The 18666-nt window shown below is 49.6% G+C and carries 16 protein-coding genes and 1 pseudogene; 2 read left to right on the forward strand and 15 right to left on the reverse strand.

Features of this window, described 5'->3' with window-relative positions; translation table 11 throughout:
* Positions 1-132 precede the first annotated feature (132 nt).
* The 5 genes and pseudogenes from J7619_RS06665 to J7619_RS06685 all read right to left on the reverse strand — a co-directional run bounded on the left by J7619_RS06665 (position 133) and on the right by J7619_RS06685 (position 4291).
* The gene (locus J7619_RS06665) at positions 133-1395 is read right to left on the reverse strand and encodes a sorbosone dehydrogenase family protein (protein ID WP_291195881.1); all 1263 of its coding nucleotides are present in this window, start codon (positions 1393-1395) and stop codon (positions 133-135) included.
* Between the two features lie 84 nt (positions 1396-1479).
* On the reverse strand, positions 1480-2034 hold the full coding sequence (locus J7619_RS06670) for a DUF2911 domain-containing protein (RefSeq protein ID WP_291195884.1): 555 nt from the start codon (positions 2032-2034) through the stop codon (positions 1480-1482).
* A 73-nt stretch (positions 2035-2107) separates the two neighbouring features.
* Positions 2108-2367, reverse strand: a pseudogene (locus tag J7619_RS06675) (Txe/YoeB family addiction module toxin).
* Positions 2364-2564, reverse strand: a complete 201-nt coding sequence (locus J7619_RS06680) for a hypothetical protein (RefSeq protein ID WP_291195887.1) — start codon at positions 2562-2564, stop codon at positions 2364-2366. Before J7619_RS06680 ends, J7619_RS06675 begins: the two are co-directional and overlap by 4 nt.
* A gap of 62 nt (positions 2565-2626) precedes the next feature.
* A complete protein-coding gene (locus tag J7619_RS06685; protein WP_409012708.1) occupies positions 2627-4291 on the reverse strand; it encodes a serine hydrolase domain-containing protein in 1665 nt (554 codons plus the stop codon).
* Between the two features lie 48 nt (positions 4292-4339).
* Here J7619_RS06685 and J7619_RS06690 point away from each other — a divergent pair, with 48 nt between their 5' ends.
* On the forward strand, positions 4340-5497 hold the full coding sequence (locus J7619_RS06690; protein WP_291195890.1) for a DEAD/DEAH box helicase: 1158 nt from the start codon (positions 4340-4342) through the stop codon (positions 5495-5497).
* Positions 5498-5499: 2 nt separating this feature from the next.
* Here the strand turns inward: J7619_RS06690 and J7619_RS06695 are convergent, their stop codons facing one another.
* The 5 genes from J7619_RS06695 to J7619_RS06715 form a co-directional block, all read right to left on the reverse strand.
* Entirely contained in the window at positions 5500-6615 is a 1116-nt protein-coding gene (locus J7619_RS06695; RefSeq protein ID WP_291195893.1) for an exo-alpha-sialidase, read from the reverse strand.
* Between the two features lie 58 nt (positions 6616-6673).
* Complete coding sequence (locus tag J7619_RS06700; RefSeq protein WP_291195896.1) at positions 6674-7681, reverse strand: NAD(P)H-dependent glycerol-3-phosphate dehydrogenase; 1008 nt, start codon at positions 7679-7681, stop codon at positions 6674-6676.
* Between the two features lie 133 nt (positions 7682-7814).
* Positions 7815-9248 carry an efflux RND transporter periplasmic adaptor subunit gene (locus J7619_RS06705; protein ID WP_291195899.1) on the reverse strand — a complete coding sequence of 478 codons (1434 nt, stop codon included), beginning with the start codon at positions 9246-9248 and terminating at the stop codon, positions 7815-7817.
* 50 nt (positions 9249-9298) lie between these two features.
* Positions 9299-10783 (reverse strand): TolC family protein, encoded by a 1485-nt coding sequence (locus tag J7619_RS06710; RefSeq protein WP_291195902.1) that lies wholly within the window; start codon positions 10781-10783, stop codon positions 9299-9301.
* Positions 10784-10900: 117 nt separating this feature from the next.
* A complete protein-coding gene (locus J7619_RS06715) occupies positions 10901-12136 on the reverse strand; it encodes a nucleoside recognition domain-containing protein (RefSeq protein WP_291195905.1) in 1236 nt (411 codons plus the stop codon).
* Positions 12137-12271: 135 nt separating this feature from the next.
* Between J7619_RS06715 and J7619_RS06720 the strand changes: the two genes are divergently transcribed.
* The gene (locus J7619_RS06720) at positions 12272-12751 is read left to right on the forward strand and encodes a hypothetical protein (RefSeq protein WP_291195909.1); all 480 of its coding nucleotides are present in this window, start codon (positions 12272-12274) and stop codon (positions 12749-12751) included.
* Between the two features lie 44 nt (positions 12752-12795).
* Here the strand turns inward: J7619_RS06720 and J7619_RS06725 are convergent, their stop codons facing one another.
* The 5 genes from J7619_RS06725 to J7619_RS06745 all read right to left on the reverse strand — a co-directional run bounded on the left by J7619_RS06725 (position 12796) and on the right by J7619_RS06745 (position 18566).
* Positions 12796-14130 (reverse strand): C10 family peptidase, encoded by a 1335-nt coding sequence (locus J7619_RS06725; protein WP_291195912.1) that lies wholly within the window; start codon positions 14128-14130, stop codon positions 12796-12798.
* A gap of 294 nt (positions 14131-14424) precedes the next feature.
* Positions 14425-15021, reverse strand: coding sequence for a hypothetical protein (locus J7619_RS06730; protein ID WP_291195915.1), 597 nt, complete (start codon positions 15019-15021; stop codon positions 14425-14427).
* A 647-nt stretch (positions 15022-15668) separates the two neighbouring features.
* On the reverse strand, positions 15669-16250 hold the full coding sequence (locus tag J7619_RS06735; RefSeq protein ID WP_291195918.1) for a Crp/Fnr family transcriptional regulator: 582 nt from the start codon (positions 16248-16250) through the stop codon (positions 15669-15671).
* Between the two features lie 120 nt (positions 16251-16370).
* Positions 16371-17267: a sugar phosphate isomerase/epimerase gene (locus tag J7619_RS06740; RefSeq protein ID WP_291195921.1), complete on the reverse strand. Its 897-nt coding sequence runs from the start codon at positions 17265-17267 to the stop codon at positions 16371-16373.
* A 39-nt stretch (positions 17268-17306) separates the two neighbouring features.
* Entirely contained in the window at positions 17307-18566 is a 1260-nt protein-coding gene (locus J7619_RS06745; protein WP_409012714.1) for a Gfo/Idh/MocA family protein, read from the reverse strand.
* Positions 18567-18666: the final 100 nt, after the last annotated feature.

Here is an 18666-nt window from a genome sequence, read left to right on the forward strand (position 1 = left end):
GAATTCACACGACAAAAATATACTGATCGGTATATTTTTGCAAGAAAAATCGTAAAAACTTTTAAGCTATCCATAAAAAACGGCCTGGTTATCCGCCAAGCCGCTGTTCTATTTCCCATAGCCAATAATTTCTTACTTCGCACTCACACGCCAAATAACGTTTCCCGAGTCGTCGTTGACCAGTAGCGATCCGTCGTTCATGACCGTCACACCCACCGGCCGACCAAAAACCTTTTTCTCGCTTTCGACAAAACCGGTAAGAAAGTCCTCCGGTTTGCCCGACGGCATGCCGTCTTTAAATGGTACAAAAACTACTTTGTATCCCGAAAGCGTCGAGCGGTTCCAGGAGCCATGTTGGCCCACGAACGCGCCATTACGATATTTAGCCGGGAACTTGCTTTTGTTATAAAATGCCAATCCGAGTGAGGCAGTATGCGCCCCGACCGGCACATCGGGGACAATGGTCTTGGCGACAAGGTCCGGTCGCTCGCCTTTGCGTCGCGGATCTTCGTTTGGGCCGAAATAGGCATAGGGCCAGCCGTAAAACCCTCCCTCCCTAACACTGGTAATGTAATCCGGCACGAGCTCGTCGCCCAGTTTATCGCGTTCATTCACTGCTGTCCACAGCACATTGGAGCCTGGCGCCCAGTCCATTCCCACGGGATTGCGTAACCCGCTTGCGTAAATGCGTTCGCCCGAACCATCGGGGTTTATTTCCAGGATGTTGGCTCTCCTTTTTTCCTCGTCGATGCCATGATCAGCCACGTTACTCGCAGACCCTACTGAAATGTAAATTTTGCTACCGTTTGCATTCGCCAGCAAGTTCCGTGTCCAGTGATTGTTATAACCTCCGGCGGGCAAATCCACTATTTTCTGGCCTTTGGAAGTGATTTTGGTTTCACCGTCTTTGTAAGGGTAACGGTAGAGGCCGTCGGTATTAGCGACGTAGAAGAACCCTTTCAACACCAGCATACCGAGCGGCTTATTGAGTTTTTCGAGGAAAATCTCCCGCATTTCGGGTGTCCCGTCCTTATTCACATCCCGAAGCAACGTAATCCTGTCGGCACTTTTACGTGTAGCCGATTCCGCCACAAAAATGTCGCCATTCGGTGCGATGTAGGTCCAGCGCGGGCTATCGAGCTTGTCCGCGAATTTGGTAACGACAAAACCTTCGGGAGCCACGGGTGTTTTACCGTCGGGCCAGCCAGCCTCTTCGGGCCGGTTTTCCACGGATTCCGTCGCGAACGGGGCGGGCAGCGTGAGGCTGTCGGTCGCAGTTGCCACGGAGTCGGGGCCGCTTTGCGCAGCCTCTTCTTTTTCTTGCTTTTCATTGCCACAACCTGCCAGCGATGCCAAAGCCAGCAGCGCAACTATTGTGAGGTGGTGTTTCTTCATGTTTGTTGATATTAATGTAAAAAGCTGGTCAGGAACATGACATTCCCGACCAGCTTTTACAATAATAATGCCACCCTACTGCGCTCAGAACGAAACAGGTACTTCTACGACGGTCTTTTCCCAGCCCATGTACATCTTGGCCTGCTTGTCGGATACCTTTTCAAATACAATGGAGAAATTCTCGATCGGCGCGTCCACATTTTTTACCGGCGCAGTCACGCGCAGCACGTCGTTGGCTTCCTTGTACTTAAATGCACCCCAGTAATCGACGTCGGAGCTGATGATGATCGTCCACTCCTTCTCGCCTGGTATCGCAAACAAGGAATAGGTACCCGCCTTCACTTTTTTACCGCCAAAAGTGGCGTCTTCATAAAATTTGATTTCCGTCGATTCATCTGCACCCAGACGCCATACTTTGCCGTACGGTTCCTTTTTTCCAAAGATTTCACGGCCATTCAGAAACGGGCGGCTATACGATACCTTCACCAGTGCTTTCTCGCCTTCCTTGCGGTCATGCGCGAAATGATCCGGGAAATAAGCAATATCCCGCGGGCTTTTATCCAGGCCTCTGAATTTCTGTGCATTCGCCCCGAATGCGATCACCATCATCAAAAGGGCCAGGAAAATGTTCTTTTTCATATTTGTGGTTTTTGTTAAGAATTTGAATGCTAATGTTAGGAAAAGTTTTTGATTTTGAAGGCTTTGCCAAGATTCACTTTTTGTAATGAAATCTGCATTTCAAGATCTTGATCGCATCGGGTGTTACGAAATATACCAAGCGGTGTTCCTCGTCTATCCTGCGGGACCAATAACCTGAAAGATCTCCCTTCAACGGCTCGGGTTTTCCGATTCCATCAAAAGGAGATCTTTTGCAATCCTTTATCAATTCGTTAATCCTTTCAGAATTTTCTTGTCTGTTTGCTGCCTATGCAGGTAGTCTTCCCACCCTTCATCGTGAAAGATTGGCTTCATTCTTCAATAAGCGCCCTTTCATGGAAGTTTTTTCCACCATTTTCCAGGTCTTCGATCGCTCTGAGCAACCTTTCCCTGTTTTCCTTGCTACTCAACAGGTATTCCGTAGTATCCTGTTTCTCCCTCTTGACTTTATCTGCGTTGCTTTTACCAGCCATTGCCAGTTTCAGTTTACTCCAACCAACCGTTATTCTCATAGTGTGATGTATTTAAATTAGGTTATACAAATATTAAAACCTGAACTGACAATCAGCACGCTCTACGCGATTACCTTACCCGTTAGCACCGGCCGCGGATCCTTCGTATTTCCAATGATCGCAAGGCTTCTTTTAAACTCGATTTGCAAGCCATCGCCTTCAAATTTGCACCGCACGGTTTCATAATGCGCGGTTTCGATGAAGCGCCAAGTCACTTCGAAGGTACTATCATCGATCCAGGCGCCGTTGGCAGCGATTTTTGTTTTCTTTTCGCCGGGAACGGGGGTTAGTACCAGTTTGAGCGGCATAGTCGACAGGTCGGTCAGGCCAATTTTCCAGTTCCCCAAACCATTTACCACAAGGTGCTCACCCTTATCATCGGTTACCCGGAAAAGGCACCAGCCCTTATCGAATTCGAAGGATACTTTATTAATTTTTAGCTCATTATCAGCCAACTTAAATGCCTTCCCATTCATTTTCGCAGCGAGTTCGGAGGCCGGCTTCCCGGGTGTAAGCGGTAGCGCGAGCGAGCCAAGTTTCTTCTGCATTTCCCCCTGAATGCCTTTATCAGCCGGCACGCCGGTCGCCTTCACGGTCGGCAGGATGTGGTTCCAGACGTGGTTCAGAATGGCCTGCATGTCACTGGTTTCACTGGTAATGGCTACTACCATGTCTTCCTTCGGCATCACGATACAATATTGCCCGAAAGCGCCGTCGCCGCGGTAAGCCCCGTTCCGGCAGCGCCAGAACTGGTAGCCATAACCCTGTTGCCAGTCGTCGTCCTCGGGTTTGCGGTTGCTGCCTTTCGACATGATATGCGAGCGTGTAGCCTCCTCGACCCAGGAAGCAGGTAGAATGCGCTTCCCATTATATTCTCCTTTTTGCAGATACAACTGCCCGAATTTGGCAATGTCCTCCGTTTTGACCCGTAAACCCCACCCGCCGGTGTTAATGCCTTTCGGGTCGATCTCCCAATCCACATCGTCGATTGCCAGTGGCTGGAAAAGTCGCGGTTTGAGGTATTCAAGCAAGGTTTGCCCCGTCAGTTTCTGAATAATCGCCGACAACATGTAGGTTGCTCCGCTGTTGTATACGAAGAAAGTCCCCGGCTCGTGCTCAACTGGCTGGGCCAGAAATGACTTCGCCCAATTATCGCTCCCCGATTCACGCAGCTTGCCCGTAGTGTCCTTGTCATGCCCGGTCGACATGCTGAGCAGATCGCGTACGCGCATTGCTGCGAGGTTCGCACTCACCGTCGCCGGCTTATCTTCCGGGAAAAACGAAATGACTTTATCATCGACTTTCAGCTTCCCCTCAGCCACGGCCAGGCCAATGGCACTGGATGTGAAACTCTTGCTGAGCGAATACAAGGTATGTTTCAAATCCGGTGCATACGGTGCCCACCAGCCCTCGGCAACGACCTTCCCTTGCCGTAGCACCATTAAACTATGCAGGTTGAGCCGGTCGGTTTCGACGGCGTTGGCAAAATCCAGAATGCCTTTGGCCGACATTCCCTGCGCTTCCGGCGAGCTGCGCGGCAACTGTCCATAGCTGAGCGACGACGCCCAGGCCGACGCCGGAATAGCGCTGATTACACCCAGTTGTAGGGCACCAAACCCTAATTTTTGAAGGAATTCCCTGCGGTTGTACGACATGATTGTATGAATGCTGGTGATCGAAAATTTCTGGCGAACCGGCGAACCGGCTCGCGGGTAGACAGGTAGCATTTGCGCAGGTAGTCCTATCTTTGCACCGATCACAAAACAAATGACCGCATGCCGGAGAACGCAACTTCCTTCCAATCGCTTGGATTGTCCGAACCATTACTAAAAACCATTGCTGAACAGAATTATACTCAACCGTATCCGATCCAGCAGGCCGCAATTCCAGCCATTTTGAAAGGAAACGATGTGCTCGGCATCGCCAAAACAGGTTCCGGGAAAACGGCAAGTTTTGTACTGCCTATTCTGGAATCATTTCAAAAAAGGCCACCCGCCAAAAACCGGCACATTACTGCATTGGTACTGGTCCCGACGCGTGAGCTTGCGGTGCAGATAGGTGTGGTTTTTCAGACTTTCGGTGAAAAGCTGCCGCGTAAGGTGAAAACACTGGCGGTGTTTGGGGGCGTCTCCATTAACCCGCAAATGATCGCCTTGCAAAACGTGGAAATCCTGGTCGCTACACCTGGCAGGCTGCTGGAATTGCTTTCTTACAAAGCGCTCAGCTTGTCGGAAACGCGCATTCTGGTGCTCGACGAGGCCGATAAAATGCTTAATATGGGCTTCGCCGATGAAATGCGCGACATCTTTTTCTTGCTTCCTCAAAACCGCCAGAGCATTCTGTTTTCCGCTACTTTGGGAGATGAGGTCGATAAAATCAATAAAAATCAACTGAAAAACCCGCTTCGTATTGAAATCGAGGAGGAAGAACAGAACCTGGATCTGATCAAACAGACAGGTTATTTCGTCGACCCCGATCGGAAAGGGCCATTATTGAGATATTTGATCAAATCACAGCAAATGAAGCAGGTGCTGGTGTTCGTTTCGGCCACGCGGACGGCGGATAACCTCGTCGAAAAGCTGAAAAAGAATGGCATCGACGCCATGGCCATGCATAGCAAAAAAAGCCAGGGCGCGCGCACCGAGGCTTTGAACAAGTTTAAATCCGGCAAGTTGAATGTGCTCGTGGCGACAGATCTGGCGTCACGCGGGATCGATATTCAGTTTTTGCCTTACGTGATCAATTTCGAATTACCGCGTTCGCCAAAGGATTATGTACACCGCATCGGGCGGACAGGCCGTGCGGAGAATCCCGGAGAGGCCATTTCCCTGATATGCCCCGAAGACGTCCATCATTTCAAAATTATCCAGAAAAAAATGGGTAAGCGCGTTGAAATGATGGAATCTTACGATATCGAGCTGCGGGGCTATTGAAATTATTTCTTCTTCTTAGTTGCCAGATCGACAATATCCTTCTTGCTACCGGTCCAGAATGCGATTTTACGGCGGTTATAAGTGTAGGTAACCGCCACCGAGTCACCCCAGCTGATTACAGCCGGATAAGAATATTCGTCCTCTTTCTTACCGGTTGCAATGTCGATTTTGTCGGTCCAGTTCTGACCGTCGTCGTAGGACAATATCAGTGAAAGCGGAGAGCGGGAGCCCCAGTTGTGATCGTCGGGGTTGTAGGCGAGTACGAGGGTACCGTCCGCCAGTTTGGCAAGGTCGATACCGCTATTCGGATTAGGCAATGAGGTCTTTTTGATGGTCGACCAGGTCTTACCATTGTCCTTCGAATCGCTACGGCCGATCACGCCGCCCGTTGTGCGCACGAGCATATGCACTTCGCCAGGCTTCGACTCCCACAATGTAGGCTGGATAGCGCCTTTCCCCTTGATTTCCATCGTATCGATCTTGAAATACGGACTGGCCGTCCAGGTCTTGCCCTTATCGGTGCTGCGGTCTACAAATACTTCCCAACGGTTCACTTCATTCGAAGCACCCGCCAGCCAGTCGCCGTTCGAAAGCTCGATCAGCTTGTCTTTCACCGGACCACGCCCGCCTTTGTCACCTTTCACGAGTTCATAGGCTTCTGACCACGTCGCACCATTATCGGAAGAGGTTTTCACCCAGGTTTCCCATTGCGCAATTTCCTTCCCTACTTTGAAATACAAAATCACTTTTCCATCGGCTGTTTTCTGCAAAACAGGGTTCCAATGCGCATCTTCGCGGATTTTAGCAACCTCGATCGGTGCACTCCAATGCCCGGGGCGACCTTTCGAAAGCCAGATACCTACATCCGGGTTTTTCTCCTCCGTACCGCCAAACCATGCTACGAGAAACTGCCCGTCATCGAGCCGCACGAGCGTGGAGGCATGGCATTGCGGGAATGGGCGCTGATCGCCGAATACGAATTCTTTGTCATTAGCGAGCGAATCCAGTTTCTTGTCTTCTGCCGTTTCCGTCTGTTTCGAACCGCAGGATGTCATCACAATGGAGCCCAGCAGCAAAGTAGCCGCCAGCCACTTAGATTGCCTTTTGTATTGTAGCATGGATTAAATGATGGGTTAAATGTTTTGCTGAATACCCGTCCAAACGGAAAAGAGGCTATTATTTGAGCAACTTCTTCAATTCGTTCATGACCGCGGCGGGAGTCTGTTCCTCGTAGAGAATGCCGTAAACCGCATTGGTGATGGGTAAATTAACGTGATAAGACTTGTTGAGTTCCTGGATACTCCTGGTGGCGTAATAACCTTCCGCGATCATCTTCATTTCAAGCTGCGCGGCCTTGACGCTATACCCCCGCCCTATCATATTGCCAAACAACCGGTTGCGGCTGAATTGCGAATAGGCCGTTACCAGTAAATCGCCCAGGTATGCGGAGGAGCTGAGGTTCCTTTCACGCGGGTCGAGGGCGGTAACCAGCGCCCCGATTTCCTGCATTGCATTCGACACGAGTACCGCCTGGAAATTGTCGCCATACCCGAGGCCGTGCGTGATCCCGCACGCGAGCGCGACGATGTTTTTCATCACAGCGGCGTACTCGACGCCATAGAGGTCGTCCAACGCATTGGCTGTAACGTAACGGCAGGTCATTAACTCCGCAAAATCTTCCGCAGCCGGGCATTCCGTCGACGCAATCGTGAGGTAGGATTGCTTTTCCAACGCCACTTCCTCTGCGTGGCACGGACCGGCGATTACACAGGTATCTTTCATTTCAATACCAAATGCCTCGGCGGCCCAGTCGGTAACGAGGGCATTCTGGCCGGGGACCATTCCTTTGATGGCCGACACAATGCGCTTGCCCTGCAAATGCTTTGCCGATAAATGCTGTAAAGACTCCTGTATAAACGCGGCAGGAACCGCGAGGATGATATAGTCTGCTCCCTTTACCGCGTCCGTCGTTTTCTCGTAAACCTTCACTTTCTTGGGTGAAAGCACCACGTCGCTGAGATAGCTCGGATTGTGATTGAATTTCCGGATGTGGTCGATGTCCTTCTGGTTCCGGAGCCACCAGCGGATCTGAACGTGATTTTGTTCGCAAAGGATCTTGATCAGGGCAGTCGCCCAACTTCCTCCGCCTATCACGGCAATTTTAGTATGATTTAAAAAACTCATCCGGCTGGAATGTCAGAATTTGGCTGAAATATGGGGCCAAAATAGCTGAAAATAAAAAATCCTTGCAGCAAAGCCGCAAGGATTTTCCTTTTTAACCTAAACTAAATCGAACTTATTACTTTTTTACAACGCATCAGTTCGGGTTTTCATTTGATTTTTTCCCATCTTTTTTCGGGTCTTCCTTCTTTTTTTCAACCAGGTCACCGTTATTGAGGTTTTTGGATACTGCTATGTAAGGTCCGGAGATAATCCTGTCGCCCGGTTTAAGACCCGAAAGGATTTCGATATTCTCAAAATCGCTGATACCCGTCTTCACTTCCTTCATTTCCGCTTTGCCGTTCACGTCGATAAATACCACTTCCTTAATCACTTCCTGTTTCTTAGGTTTCTTCTCGTCCTCTTCGACCGGCTGCGCATTATTATTCGATCCGTCGCCGGAACCCGGGATCACCTGCGGAGTGCCTCCTCGCGTGGTAACCGCGGCGATAGGCACCGATACTACGCCATTTTTACGCTCTGTAATAATCTCTACCGATGCCGTCATACCCGGTTTGAAAGGATAAGACTTTTTCGAACGGGCAGTCATCAGGTCTTTGAACGATTCATTCAGGATTTTCACTTTCACCTGGAATTCCGTTACCGCATCCGCCGAAGTACTCGCTGCTGCGGTCGACGACGAGGAAAGCGATGCCAGCCCCGCAGCGGTATTGGCGATTTCCTTCACTACCCCTTTGAACTTACGACCCGACGAGCTGTAAGCATCCACATCGATCTCGGCGGTATCACCAATCGACACCCGTACGATATCGTTTTCATTCACATTCACGCGAACTTCCATGTCGGCCAGGTTGGCAATGCGCATCATTTCGGTACCGGCCATTTGCGAAGTTCCTACCACGCGTTCACCCGCCTCGACGTTCAGTAGTGATACAATGCCGCTCACCGGCGCGAAAATGCTGGTTTTGCGAAGGTTTTCTGCCGCATCGCGCATACTGGCTTCCGCACTCTTAATATTGAAAAGTGCTGCCGCCACATTCGCTTTCGACGATTCCACGTCCTGCTGGGCCACGCCATAGCTGGATGCGAAGCCTTCGAAATCCGCGGAAGAAATTACCTTGTCGGCAAATAGCTTTTTATTCCGTTCGTAATTGGCCTTCGCCTGGACGAGCCTCGCCTCTGCTTGCGCTACCAATGCTTTGGTTTGCTCATAATTGGCTTTGCTCGAATTGACGGCGGCCTGGGCCCGGGCCATTAACGATTCATAGTTATCCGGACGGATTTTCAAAAGCAACTGTCCTTTAACCACCGAATCGCCTTCCGCTACATTCAATGCAATGATCTCACCAGAAACGTCCGGGCTAAGCTTCACTTCCACTTCCGGCTGCACTTTTCCCGACGCACTTACCCGTTCGATGATATCCGATTTTTTGACGATCGCGTACTCTACCTGAGTGGTTTTGGGCTTGCCGATGTAGCCTGCCTGCTTGGCTCCAAACAAACCACCGATGAGTAGCACCACGACACCTCCCGTTATCCACCAGATCTGTTTCGAAGATTTACGTGCCATATTTTTTTGATTACAATTTTTTAAAGATAGTTGCTGATAGTACGGGAATTCTAGAAATCAGAGAGCGGGCGGTTCATATAGAAATCCAGGATTTTAGTCCTGAAAACGTAATCGTATTTGGTCTGGACGAGGTTGCCGTTCGCTCTGTCGAGGTTGGCTTTCGCGATGTTATATTCCACCGAGTTGATCGCCCCCACATCGAAACGAACCTGCGCTACCCGGAAAGTCTCCTGCAATGCACGTACCTGGTTGGCGGTTGCAGAGTACCGTTTGGCCGCATTTGTCATGTCGATATATGCCTGTTCCACATTCTTGCGGATCGTCAATTGCACCTGCTGCGCCTGGTATTCGTAGGTCTTTTGCTGCAACTTGGCATTGGCTACATTGTATTTCGTCCTGAAATTATTGAAGATCGGGATCGAGAGGTTCAGGTTGATCGCCGAGTTCCGGTTAAAATCGAGCTGGTTGAAATACCGGAAGTTCTGGATAGAACCATTTGGTGCGGTAACACGCTGGATAACCGGCACTTGCTTGTTGTCCAGCATAATATAGTCCGTCGCGGAAGGGACATCGACGGTTGTATTTCCCGTTCCATCGCCCACAAACCGCTGCTTGGGTGCCGCGCTGGAATAGGCTGTATAAACACCGCCATTCAGCGTCAGCGTAGGCATTCCTGCCCCTTTTGCCAGATCAATGTTAATTTTGGACGCTTCGATCCGCATATTGGCAGCCTTCATTTGCGGCAGGTTGTTCAATGCGGTTTCATAAATCTCCTGAATAGACGCATCATAGGCCTGCATCGTCGGATCCTTAACCGGTATTTTCACCACGTTAATCACTTCGCTGCCCGGCATGTTCATATATTGTTTCAAGCTCAGTTTCGCGCTTTCGAGGTTGTTTTGGGCATTTACCAATGAAAGTTCGTCATTGGCCAACTGCGATTTCAGGTCCAACAGGTTGCTTTCAGCGAGCGTACCTGCTTCCACGAGCTTGGTAGTGCGTTCTACCTGTAACTGCGAAGCGTCCACCTGCCGTTGCGCTACCATAATGAGCTCTTCGTTGGTCACTACCTGTAAATACGACAATGCTACATTGAGCATAATATCGTTGCGCGTCGCTTCGAGGTCTTTGGCGCTCGCCTGATAGTTGGCATTATTAAATTTGATGTTATTGCTGATTTGAAAACCGCTGAAAAGCGTCACCTGCCCGCCAAGCTGGTAGTTGTTGGAGCTAACGTTCTGCTGAACAAACTGGTTGGTAAACGGATCGATGTTACGTCCTGAACGGAAACCCTGGCTGGCGCTGAAACTGATACTGGGCCACCGCTGCCATTTCGACTGCTCGTAGGTGTTGCCATTGGTTTGCACCGTAATTTCCGATTGCTTAACCTGCGGATTGGTTTCCAGGGCAATCCGGATGCAATCTTCCAGCGAGTAAGTATTGGCCGGCTGACTCACATTTTGCTGCGCCTGCGACACTGTCATTCCACCAAACAATGCCAAAACCAGTGCGGAATAGCGTAAAGAATGAAACATAAGCGGTTTAGAGTTAGATGATCAATATTAGTGCTTACCTCAAAATGCGACCATCCATTTGGTACGGACGGTTGCATTTCCGTGGTAAAGGGCGATTTATCCGCGATACTTTCGAAATCAGTGGAAAAACAGGTAACCAAGCCAAATTCCGGCGATGACGCCTATCAAATCGGCAATGAGGCCCGCCACAATAGCATATCTCGTGTTTTTGATCCCGACAGATCCGAAGTAAAGTGCGACAATGTACAGGGTCGTATCGGCCGATCCCTGGAAAATACACACCAGCCTTCCCACAAATGAATCGGGTCCGAATTCCTTCATGGCGTCGATCATCAATGCGCGTGCGCCGCTGCCGCTGAGGGGCTTCATGAGCGCTACCGGTAGGGCGTCGGTGAAGTCGGTATTCATCCCCGTTGAAGCAAACGCCCATTTCAAACCGTCGATCACGTAGTCCATCGCGCCGCAACTACGAAACGCGCTGATGGCCACCAACAGACCTACCAGGTAAGGAATAACCGTGACCGAAGTCGTGAATCCGCCTTTTGCGCCCTCGATGAACGCCTCAAAAACGTTGACTTTTTTGAACATCCCCCATCCCAGGAACGCCGCTACCACAAAAAGCAGCACCGAATTACCTACCAGGATCGAAATGGCCTCGATTTGCTCTTTCGGCAAGCCCGACAAATACCACAATATCAATGCGATCATCGCTGTAACACTGCCGAGCCCCAGCATGATCGTCCGGTTAAAAAGGTTGATCTTCTGCCACGCTGCCGTAATGATCATGCTCACGACCGTAGTTATATACGTACCTACCACGCACGGGATGAACACATCGGAGGGGCTTTCCGCACCCAGAATGGCCCGCTGGGCGATGATCGACAGCGGTATGATCTGCAAGCCCGAAGTATGCAGTACCAGGAACATGATCTGCGCATTCGAGGCGGTGTCCTTGCTTGGGTTCAATTCCTGGAGACTTTGCATGGCTTTCAGGCCAAATGGCGTCGCGGCATTGTCAAGCCCAAGGAAATTCGCGGAGAAGTTCATGATCATCTGGCCATTAGCCGGATGGTCTTTGGGAACTTCGGGAAAGAGTTTATTAAAAAATGGCCCGATAAACCGCGCAATGACGTGGACAATCCCCGCCTTTTCCCCCACATTAAGAATCCCCAAAAAGAATGTCATCACACCCGTGAGCGGCAATGCAATATCCATCACCGCCGTTTCCGCCATTGTGAGCATTCCTTCTGTAATGGCTTTGAAAGTCTGAACATCGCCCGTGAAAACAAATTGCAAAAGCGCGATCACGAAAGCGATGACGAAAAAAGCTACGAAAATGTAATTTAAAGCCATATCGGGTCAGGGGTGCAAAAGGCAGGATTAGTAATGATTTGTTTATAATGCATTGAGTAAAATATTTCTTTTAATGCAAATAACAAAGGTATATTGCAAACAGGTAGACCTATCAACAAACCTCAACGATTTTCCATGAAGCATTACAGCTTTTTACTCCTTTTGGCACTATTGTGCTGCAACAAACCCAAAAACAATGGCGAAAACACCGCTGCCAACAACGGTGAACCCACTAAAGCCATCAACGACACCATCCCGCTCACCCGCGAAAAAGTAGAAAACAGCCCGGTGGCGAGTTACAGTGAGAAGGTCAAAGACGAGCTGAACGACTGGCGCCTCGCGGTGGATATTTACGAAACAAAAGAGACCTTCAAATTTCTGATGAAGATCGAATACATGGTGCAGGAAGCGGAAGATACGCTCACCATCCCCAATTTCGGCATCATGCCTAAAGTAGAAATTCGCAAAGGTCCTCAAAAGGAATCCTGCATCGTCGGATTTTTGGATAAGCAAGGGGAATTTAAGGAGTATAAGCTGATTGCTTTGAAAGACAAGCAGTTGAAGATTTCAACTTTGAAGTACTACGCGAGGGCGCGATATAAGGTGAGTAAGTGAGTTTAGGGAAGCCGGGCGCATTGCCCGGGCTTCCGATCTGGATATCAATTTGGTGTTATTATGTATGCCTTCATATTGGCGCTGTTGTAAAGAATGCCATCTCCTACAATGTTATCATAGGTAAACCAGGTATTATTTTGCTGGCCACCTCCCCAACCCCAATTCATTTGATAATAGTAGCTGGTATACTCATAGCAATATCCGTTCTGATCCTGAAAAATTGCATGCAAATCCTGGACGCCATCGATTACCCAGACATGCATATTTTTCAGGCAAACGCTGCAACTCGATCCGTAAACAATGACTGGTCGCTGAGCCAGCAATTGATTTTTAATTGTTGTTTGATTTGCCGGATTAAAGAAATCCAGATCATAGGACATGAAGCCACGCGCCGCAAAGAAATCATCGGTCTTTCCAGGCTCCATCCATGTCTGGCAACCAGAACCCGACATTGGTATACCCAAAGCTGGTACAACCGTGTTGTATGTGGCGCCGGTAGCTTTGCCTATGTCTCGAAGCAGGTGTGATAAGTTTCCATTGCCCGTGTTATCCACAGGTGCGCAGTCACCAGAGTGCGTTAAAGGCATTCCGTTAAACATGGCCTCCGTATAGTTGGTACCTTCAATGGACACAGCCCGGTGATGGTATCGTAGAACTTCTCCTATCGCTAGCGGCCCGCATCCAACTGGTGCTTTGCTGCATGGGAATGTACCTGATTTCGTACAATTGGGAACTGCAATCCCGTTCGGGCAATGCGCATTGTAACCCTTCCCCTGCCCCCATTGAGCTACATTATGTGTCAAATGTGAAATCGTTACGTTAGCTGGAATCGGGTGTGTCACGAAATACTCACAACTTGCCTCTGGTGTCCAGACCGGCTGATCGGTTGTCTTGAAACCCGGCCCCTGGCCGACTTCAAACTGCCTCCATTCATTGACGACATCGATGTTTGCCTCCGGTTTAGTTCGAATACCTGCTGCATGTTCGGCGATAAAATCCTTCCACAACTGAATTCCCGGATTGTCGGTTTCCAGATTAAAGATTCCGGCGTCCGAAAATGCTAGTACAGGTTTCATACGCTTGTCGGCCGAAAGAAGTAGATGCCCCTTATCATCTTTAAAATTGATGACGTAAAAAATTGCCATTCCTGCACGATCAGTAAAAGTTGCTATGTCGCCTACTTCCTTACTGCTTGTCTCTGTGGTTCTCCTGTTTCGCTGCAAAGTTTCAACCAATGCCAGCGCTTCACTTTTACTAACAAAGAATTTCTTCTGCAGGAAACTTTGTGACTCGTTTGGCACATCCTTTTCTCTGTCGCAAGCCAGAAAGGCCAAAACCAGCGTAACAATCAATGCTACTTTCTTAAAACCTATTCTCATAATAGTGCGCTTTATGGTTAGAAATTTATCTATACTTTTTTGTACAAATAAAGGGAGTTCAAACCACACCGATTCTGGGATAAAACAGGATCGGACCTACAAAAAGGAAGGAAATTCAAGATATTATTGGCGCGCGGTATAAGGTAAGGAACGGAGAGTTATAGCACTCGATAAGCGCTATTCTATTCTAAAACGAGGCGCACATTTTCCGAAGAGCCGTCGCGGCTGATGAGCATTAAATAGTAAGTCCCTCTCGGTAAATCGCTGACTGGTATTGTGATGGTTCTGTCTTGTTCAAAAGCGGCTGTTGCATATTTTCTGTTGCCTGAAGGGTTTAATCTGCGCCGAATTCGTATTGCCGGGCGAATTCGCTGTAATACCGCCCGTAGCCACCCAGTTATAGCTTGTCGCATTGCTTGCAGTAGCGGTAATTGTTTTAGGGTTACAGAGCAAAAAATCAGGCGAATTGATGACAGGTTTAGACGGCACCGGTCTGGTTATCGTCAACTGCGATGACGTTGTCAGACCAGGCACATCACTTCTCGAAGTCGTAACTTTGATAACACCGCCTGAACCGGCATTCGGTGTAAGCGTAACGATATTCCCGCTTCCCGAAAGCGTCCAACCCGGAGGATAAATCCAAACGTAATTAGTTGCATTCGTCACCGGATCTACCGCGACATTGATCGGCGCAGTCCCGCAATTGATCTGGTAACTTCCGTTCTGCGCAACACCGTTGATTTTGATATTGCCAGGCGTGCCGAGGTAGCGGATGGGGATGGTTTTGGTTTGCGTTAGTCCTATGGGGCATTGTGAGCATTCGGCAATACCAGCATTTGGCTTGTCAGACGTCACTTTGACTGTTCCATTACCGTTGGCGTTGTTCCACACGACCTTGATTTGTATTTGGGAGTTCGCTTCAAGTACAGTGGGAGTTGCCGGAAGAGCTCCGATGAATGGCCCCAGGCTCAGATCAACAATTGTCGTTCAGGTCTCCGGAGACGAATATTGGTAGTTATTATTCCAATAAAGCCAGGCGTCCACTCCGTAGAGCAGTTGACCTAATTTGAGATTTCGTCTGAACTCATAACCAAAGGACGTAACGATGTTAAAAACTCGTCGGTGGAGCCAGAATTCCGCATCGGCGGGCAAAATCCCGCTCGAATCAGCGCCTCTGGCATCTTTTTCACTTAACCATGAAATGTCCCCAATTGACCACCGAAAAGCCCCTCTCTTATTAGGGGCATATCTTAGCGTGAAAAACGGGTTCATGCCCGAGGCGCCCTTGAGCCGATACGCGTCCAAACTGATATCCCACTTATAACTCGTACTGGAATGATTCTTAGTCATTCCTTCCGGAGGCTTCTTTTGCTCCTGACAATAAGCACTTTGCATTGAAACAAGCAGCCCGAAAAGGGCCAGGACAAGTAGATAACATGTTTTTTCATATTATTTATGTTTTTTGTACAAATAAAATGAGAACCCACCACACCAATTCTGGGAAAAGGAAGGTTCTGACCTACAAAAAGGAAGGAAATTCAGCGCCTCGCCCGGAGCTTGCTGACGTAGTTTTCGGAGATGCCGAGGTAAGATGCAATGTACTTCTGGGGCACGCGATTGAAGAGTTCGCGGGAGCGCGTCCGGAATGATTCCAGCTTCTCTGGTGCGGAAAGCGTGCGCATGTCGCGAAGCAGATCTTGGTGTTTCAGCAACAGGCGCTCGGCGATGATGCGGCCGATGCAGCAGGCCTGGGGATGGTTCATATAAAGCTCATAGAGGTCAGCCCTGGTAATGTAAATGAGTACGGAGGGTTCCAGCGTCTCGATGTATTCGCGGGAAGGGAGCTGCTTTACGAAACTGTCGGTGGCGTGGAAGAAATCGCCCTCGCTGGCAAACCAGTCGGTAACGTCGCGGAAATTGCCCTGTCCTTCGGCTGCGAAATGGTAGCCACGCACAAGGCCGGATTGCAGGTACGAGAGTTTATCACATGTTTCACCGTCCGAGAGCAGTACCCGTCCTTTCGGAACTTTCACAATTTTAAGTTTTTGCTGAAACAGGACCCTTGTTTGGTCTTCGACAGGCAGGATCTCACTCAGGGAGGATATGAACTCGTAATACATATGATATAGTGTGTTGATATAATCGCAAGTTGAAAATTTTCAACCACATTTCTATACTACAAACAAGGCACAAAAAAAGCCCGGTTGCCCGGGCCTTTTCTGCATTTGTAAGAAGTGTAATTACGCATTAAATACCAAGTCCATCTTCTCACGGATAGTCAATAAACGTTTGCGATCGCCGCCGGAAACTTCCGCGGAAGCCCAGCCCGAGTAGCCAACCTTCTGCAATGCCTTGTTCACTTCGGCCCAGTTGCAATCGCCTTCCATAAACTCCACATCGAATCCTTTCCAGAGGCCCAGGTCGTTTTGTTTTTTAAAACTGTATTCCTTCAAGTCCAGTTTGAGAATGCGCTTATTCAATGCTTCTATCCACGAAACAGGCCAGCTGTAACGCAGCACATTACCTACATCGAAATACCAGCCTACCATCGGGTGTTTGAATTCATCCACATAACGGGCTGCTTCCAGCGGACTGAGCAAAAACTGGTTCCAAACGTTTTCGAACGCGATTTTGACACCTGTTTTTTCACACACGGGCAACAACTTCCGGATCTCCGCCTGCGAGCGCTCGTATGCTTCCGCGTAGGTCACATTCGCATTCACGACGCCCGGTACTACAAGAACAGTCGTTCCGCCGTATTGCTTGGTGTCGTACAATGCTTTTTCAATGGATTTAACGCATTCTTCGCGCTTTTTGGGATCCGGATCGGACAACGGAAGCTTCCAGTGCATGGAGTTCACGGTTCCCGGCAGTTCCAGGCCCGTCTTGTCGCGGGCGGCCAGTACTTCCTTCATATCCAGCTTGTCGGGCGAATCGAGTTCGACGCCGTCGTAGCCAAGGTCTTTCAGGAGTTTGAATTTGTCCATGATCGACAAATCCTCTTTCACCATGCCCCATTTAAGGCTTTTCTTTACCATCGGACGTGCCGCCGGCGATCCGGCGGCAGCAGACATAGCAGCAGTTGCTTCGGTGCCAGCCAGCACCGAAGAGCCCACCGCCACGGCAGATGCTGCCATGGCGGTGTTTTTCAAGAAATCTCTTCTTTGCATAAGGTATCAGGAGAATGCAGTGATACCTGGTTTGGCCACCTCAACAACCGGTGGTTTCATATCAAAGCTGTAAGTATCAGGGCCCAGTTTCTCGGTAGAGTTCAATGCCTCGTTCCACGTAATGCGTTTGCCGGTGTAGGCGGCCATTCTACCCATAATGGCGGTCAATGTGCTGTGCGCCATGAATTCACCGTCGTTGATCAGCTTACCGCTACGGATAGACGCGAACAGTTCGTTGTGCTCTGTCTGGTACATATCGTTTTGTACGCCTTCGTATTTCCATGGATTGGCGCCGGTGATCTCGTGTACGTTACGCGCACAGTTCACCATCGCCGACCCTTTGGTACCGAGTGTTTGCACCAGGTAACTGTTTTCGCAATTGGCCTGCTGACGGGAGTGGTGGAAACCTTTCACGCCATTGTCGTAATCGTAAACAACCGAGAAATGGTCGAAGATATTACCGAACAGTGAATCGGTACGAACCTGACGGCCACCAGTACCTACCGCCGAAACCGGCAGCTTGCCGCCCATTGCCCATGCCATCATGTCGATGCTGTGGACAGCCTGCTCCACAATGTGGTCACCGGCGAGCCAGGTGTAGTAAGTCCAGTTGCGAAGTACGTATTCCGCATCCGTCCAGCCCGAAACGCGTGGGAACGACCACAGCGTACCGGTGTCGTAAGTGTTATAGATAGCCGTAATGTCGCCCACTGCACCATCGAGGATGCGTGCAAAACTCGCACGTTTCGGCTCATGGTAACGCCAGCAGAAGCCCGACATCAGGGATACGTTCTTTTGTTTCGCCAATTTCGCTGCGTCCAGCACTTTGCGGACACCGGGAGCATCCACCGCCACAGGTTTTTCGCAGAAAACGTGCTTACCTGCATTGATAGCGGCAGTAAGGTGCTCTGGACGGAAGTGCGGAGGTGTGGCGAGCAGTACTACATCCACTCCTGAATCCAATACTTTTTTGAAAGCATCGAAACCAATGAACTTACGTCCTTCGTCCACTTTCACTTTCGGGCCGTGCACTTTGGTAAGGTTTTCAAGCGACGCGTCCATTTTGTCCTTGAAAATGTCGCCCATTGCCCACAACACTACGTTCGGATCGGCTTTCAAAGCCTGGTTAGCCGCACCGGAGCCGCGGCCACCGCAACCGATCAAACCTATTTTGAGGGTGTCGGCATTTACGCCTGCAAAGGCGCGATTGGGGTTCAGAATTGCGAAGGTCGGCAATGTGCTGCCTGCCAATGCAACTCCCGCCATTTTCAAAACATCTCTCCGAGAAGTACTCATTGTCAATTAAGGATTAGGTGATGGAATGACTGTTTTTATTGAATTTTCTGTTGATTAAGCCAGTGATCGA

It is taken from the genome of Dyadobacter sp., from assembly GCF_017744695.1.
In the GTDB taxonomy this organism is placed as follows: domain Bacteria; phylum Bacteroidota; class Bacteroidia; order Cytophagales; family Spirosomataceae; genus Dyadobacter.

Bases quoted from the DNA above. Each gene is read 5' to 3' on its own strand.
- J7619_RS06665 (WP_291195881.1), bottom strand. From the start codon at position 1,395: ATGAAGAAACACCACCTCACAATAGTTGCGCTGCTGGCTTTGGCATCG.
- J7619_RS06670 (WP_291195884.1), bottom strand. From the start codon at position 2,034: ATGAAAAAGAACATTTTCCTGGCCCTTTTGATGATGGTGATCGCATTC.
- J7619_RS06680 (WP_291195887.1), bottom strand. From the start codon at position 2,564: ATGAGAATAACGGTTGGTTGGAGTAAACTGAAACTGGCAATGGCTGGT.
- J7619_RS06685 (WP_409012708.1), bottom strand. From the start codon at position 4,291: ATGCTACCTGTCTACCCGCGAGCCGGTTCGCCGGTTCGCCAGAAATTT.
- J7619_RS06690 (WP_291195890.1), top strand. From the start codon at position 4,340: ATGCCGGAGAACGCAACTTCCTTCCAATCGCTTGGATTGTCCGAACCA.
- J7619_RS06695 (WP_291195893.1), bottom strand. From the start codon at position 6,615: ATGCTACAATACAAAAGGCAATCTAAGTGGCTGGCGGCTACTTTGCTG.
- J7619_RS06700 (WP_291195896.1), bottom strand. From the start codon at position 7,681: ATGAGTTTTTTAAATCATACTAAAATTGCCGTGATAGGCGGAGGAAGT.
- J7619_RS06705 (WP_291195899.1), bottom strand. From the start codon at position 9,248: ATGGCACGTAAATCTTCGAAACAGATCTGGTGGATAACGGGAGGTGTC.
- J7619_RS06710 (WP_291195902.1), bottom strand. From the start codon at position 10,783: ATGTTTCATTCTTTACGCTATTCCGCACTGGTTTTGGCATTGTTTGGT.
- J7619_RS06715 (WP_291195905.1), bottom strand. From the start codon at position 12,136: ATGGCTTTAAATTACATTTTCGTAGCTTTTTTCGTCATCGCTTTCGTG.
- J7619_RS06720 (WP_291195909.1), top strand. From the start codon at position 12,272: ATGAAGCATTACAGCTTTTTACTCCTTTTGGCACTATTGTGCTGCAAC.
- J7619_RS06725 (WP_291195912.1), bottom strand. From the start codon at position 14,130: ATGAGAATAGGTTTTAAGAAAGTAGCATTGATTGTTACGCTGGTTTTG.
- J7619_RS06735 (WP_291195918.1), bottom strand. From the start codon at position 16,250: ATGTATTACGAGTTCATATCCTCCCTGAGTGAGATCCTGCCTGTCGAA.
- J7619_RS06740 (WP_291195921.1), bottom strand. From the start codon at position 17,267: ATGGCAGCATCTGCCGTGGCGGTGGGCTCTTCGGTGCTGGCTGGCACC.
- J7619_RS06745 (WP_409012714.1), bottom strand. From the start codon at position 18,566: ATGGCGGGAGTTGCATTGGCAGGCAGCACATTGCCGACCTTCGCAATT.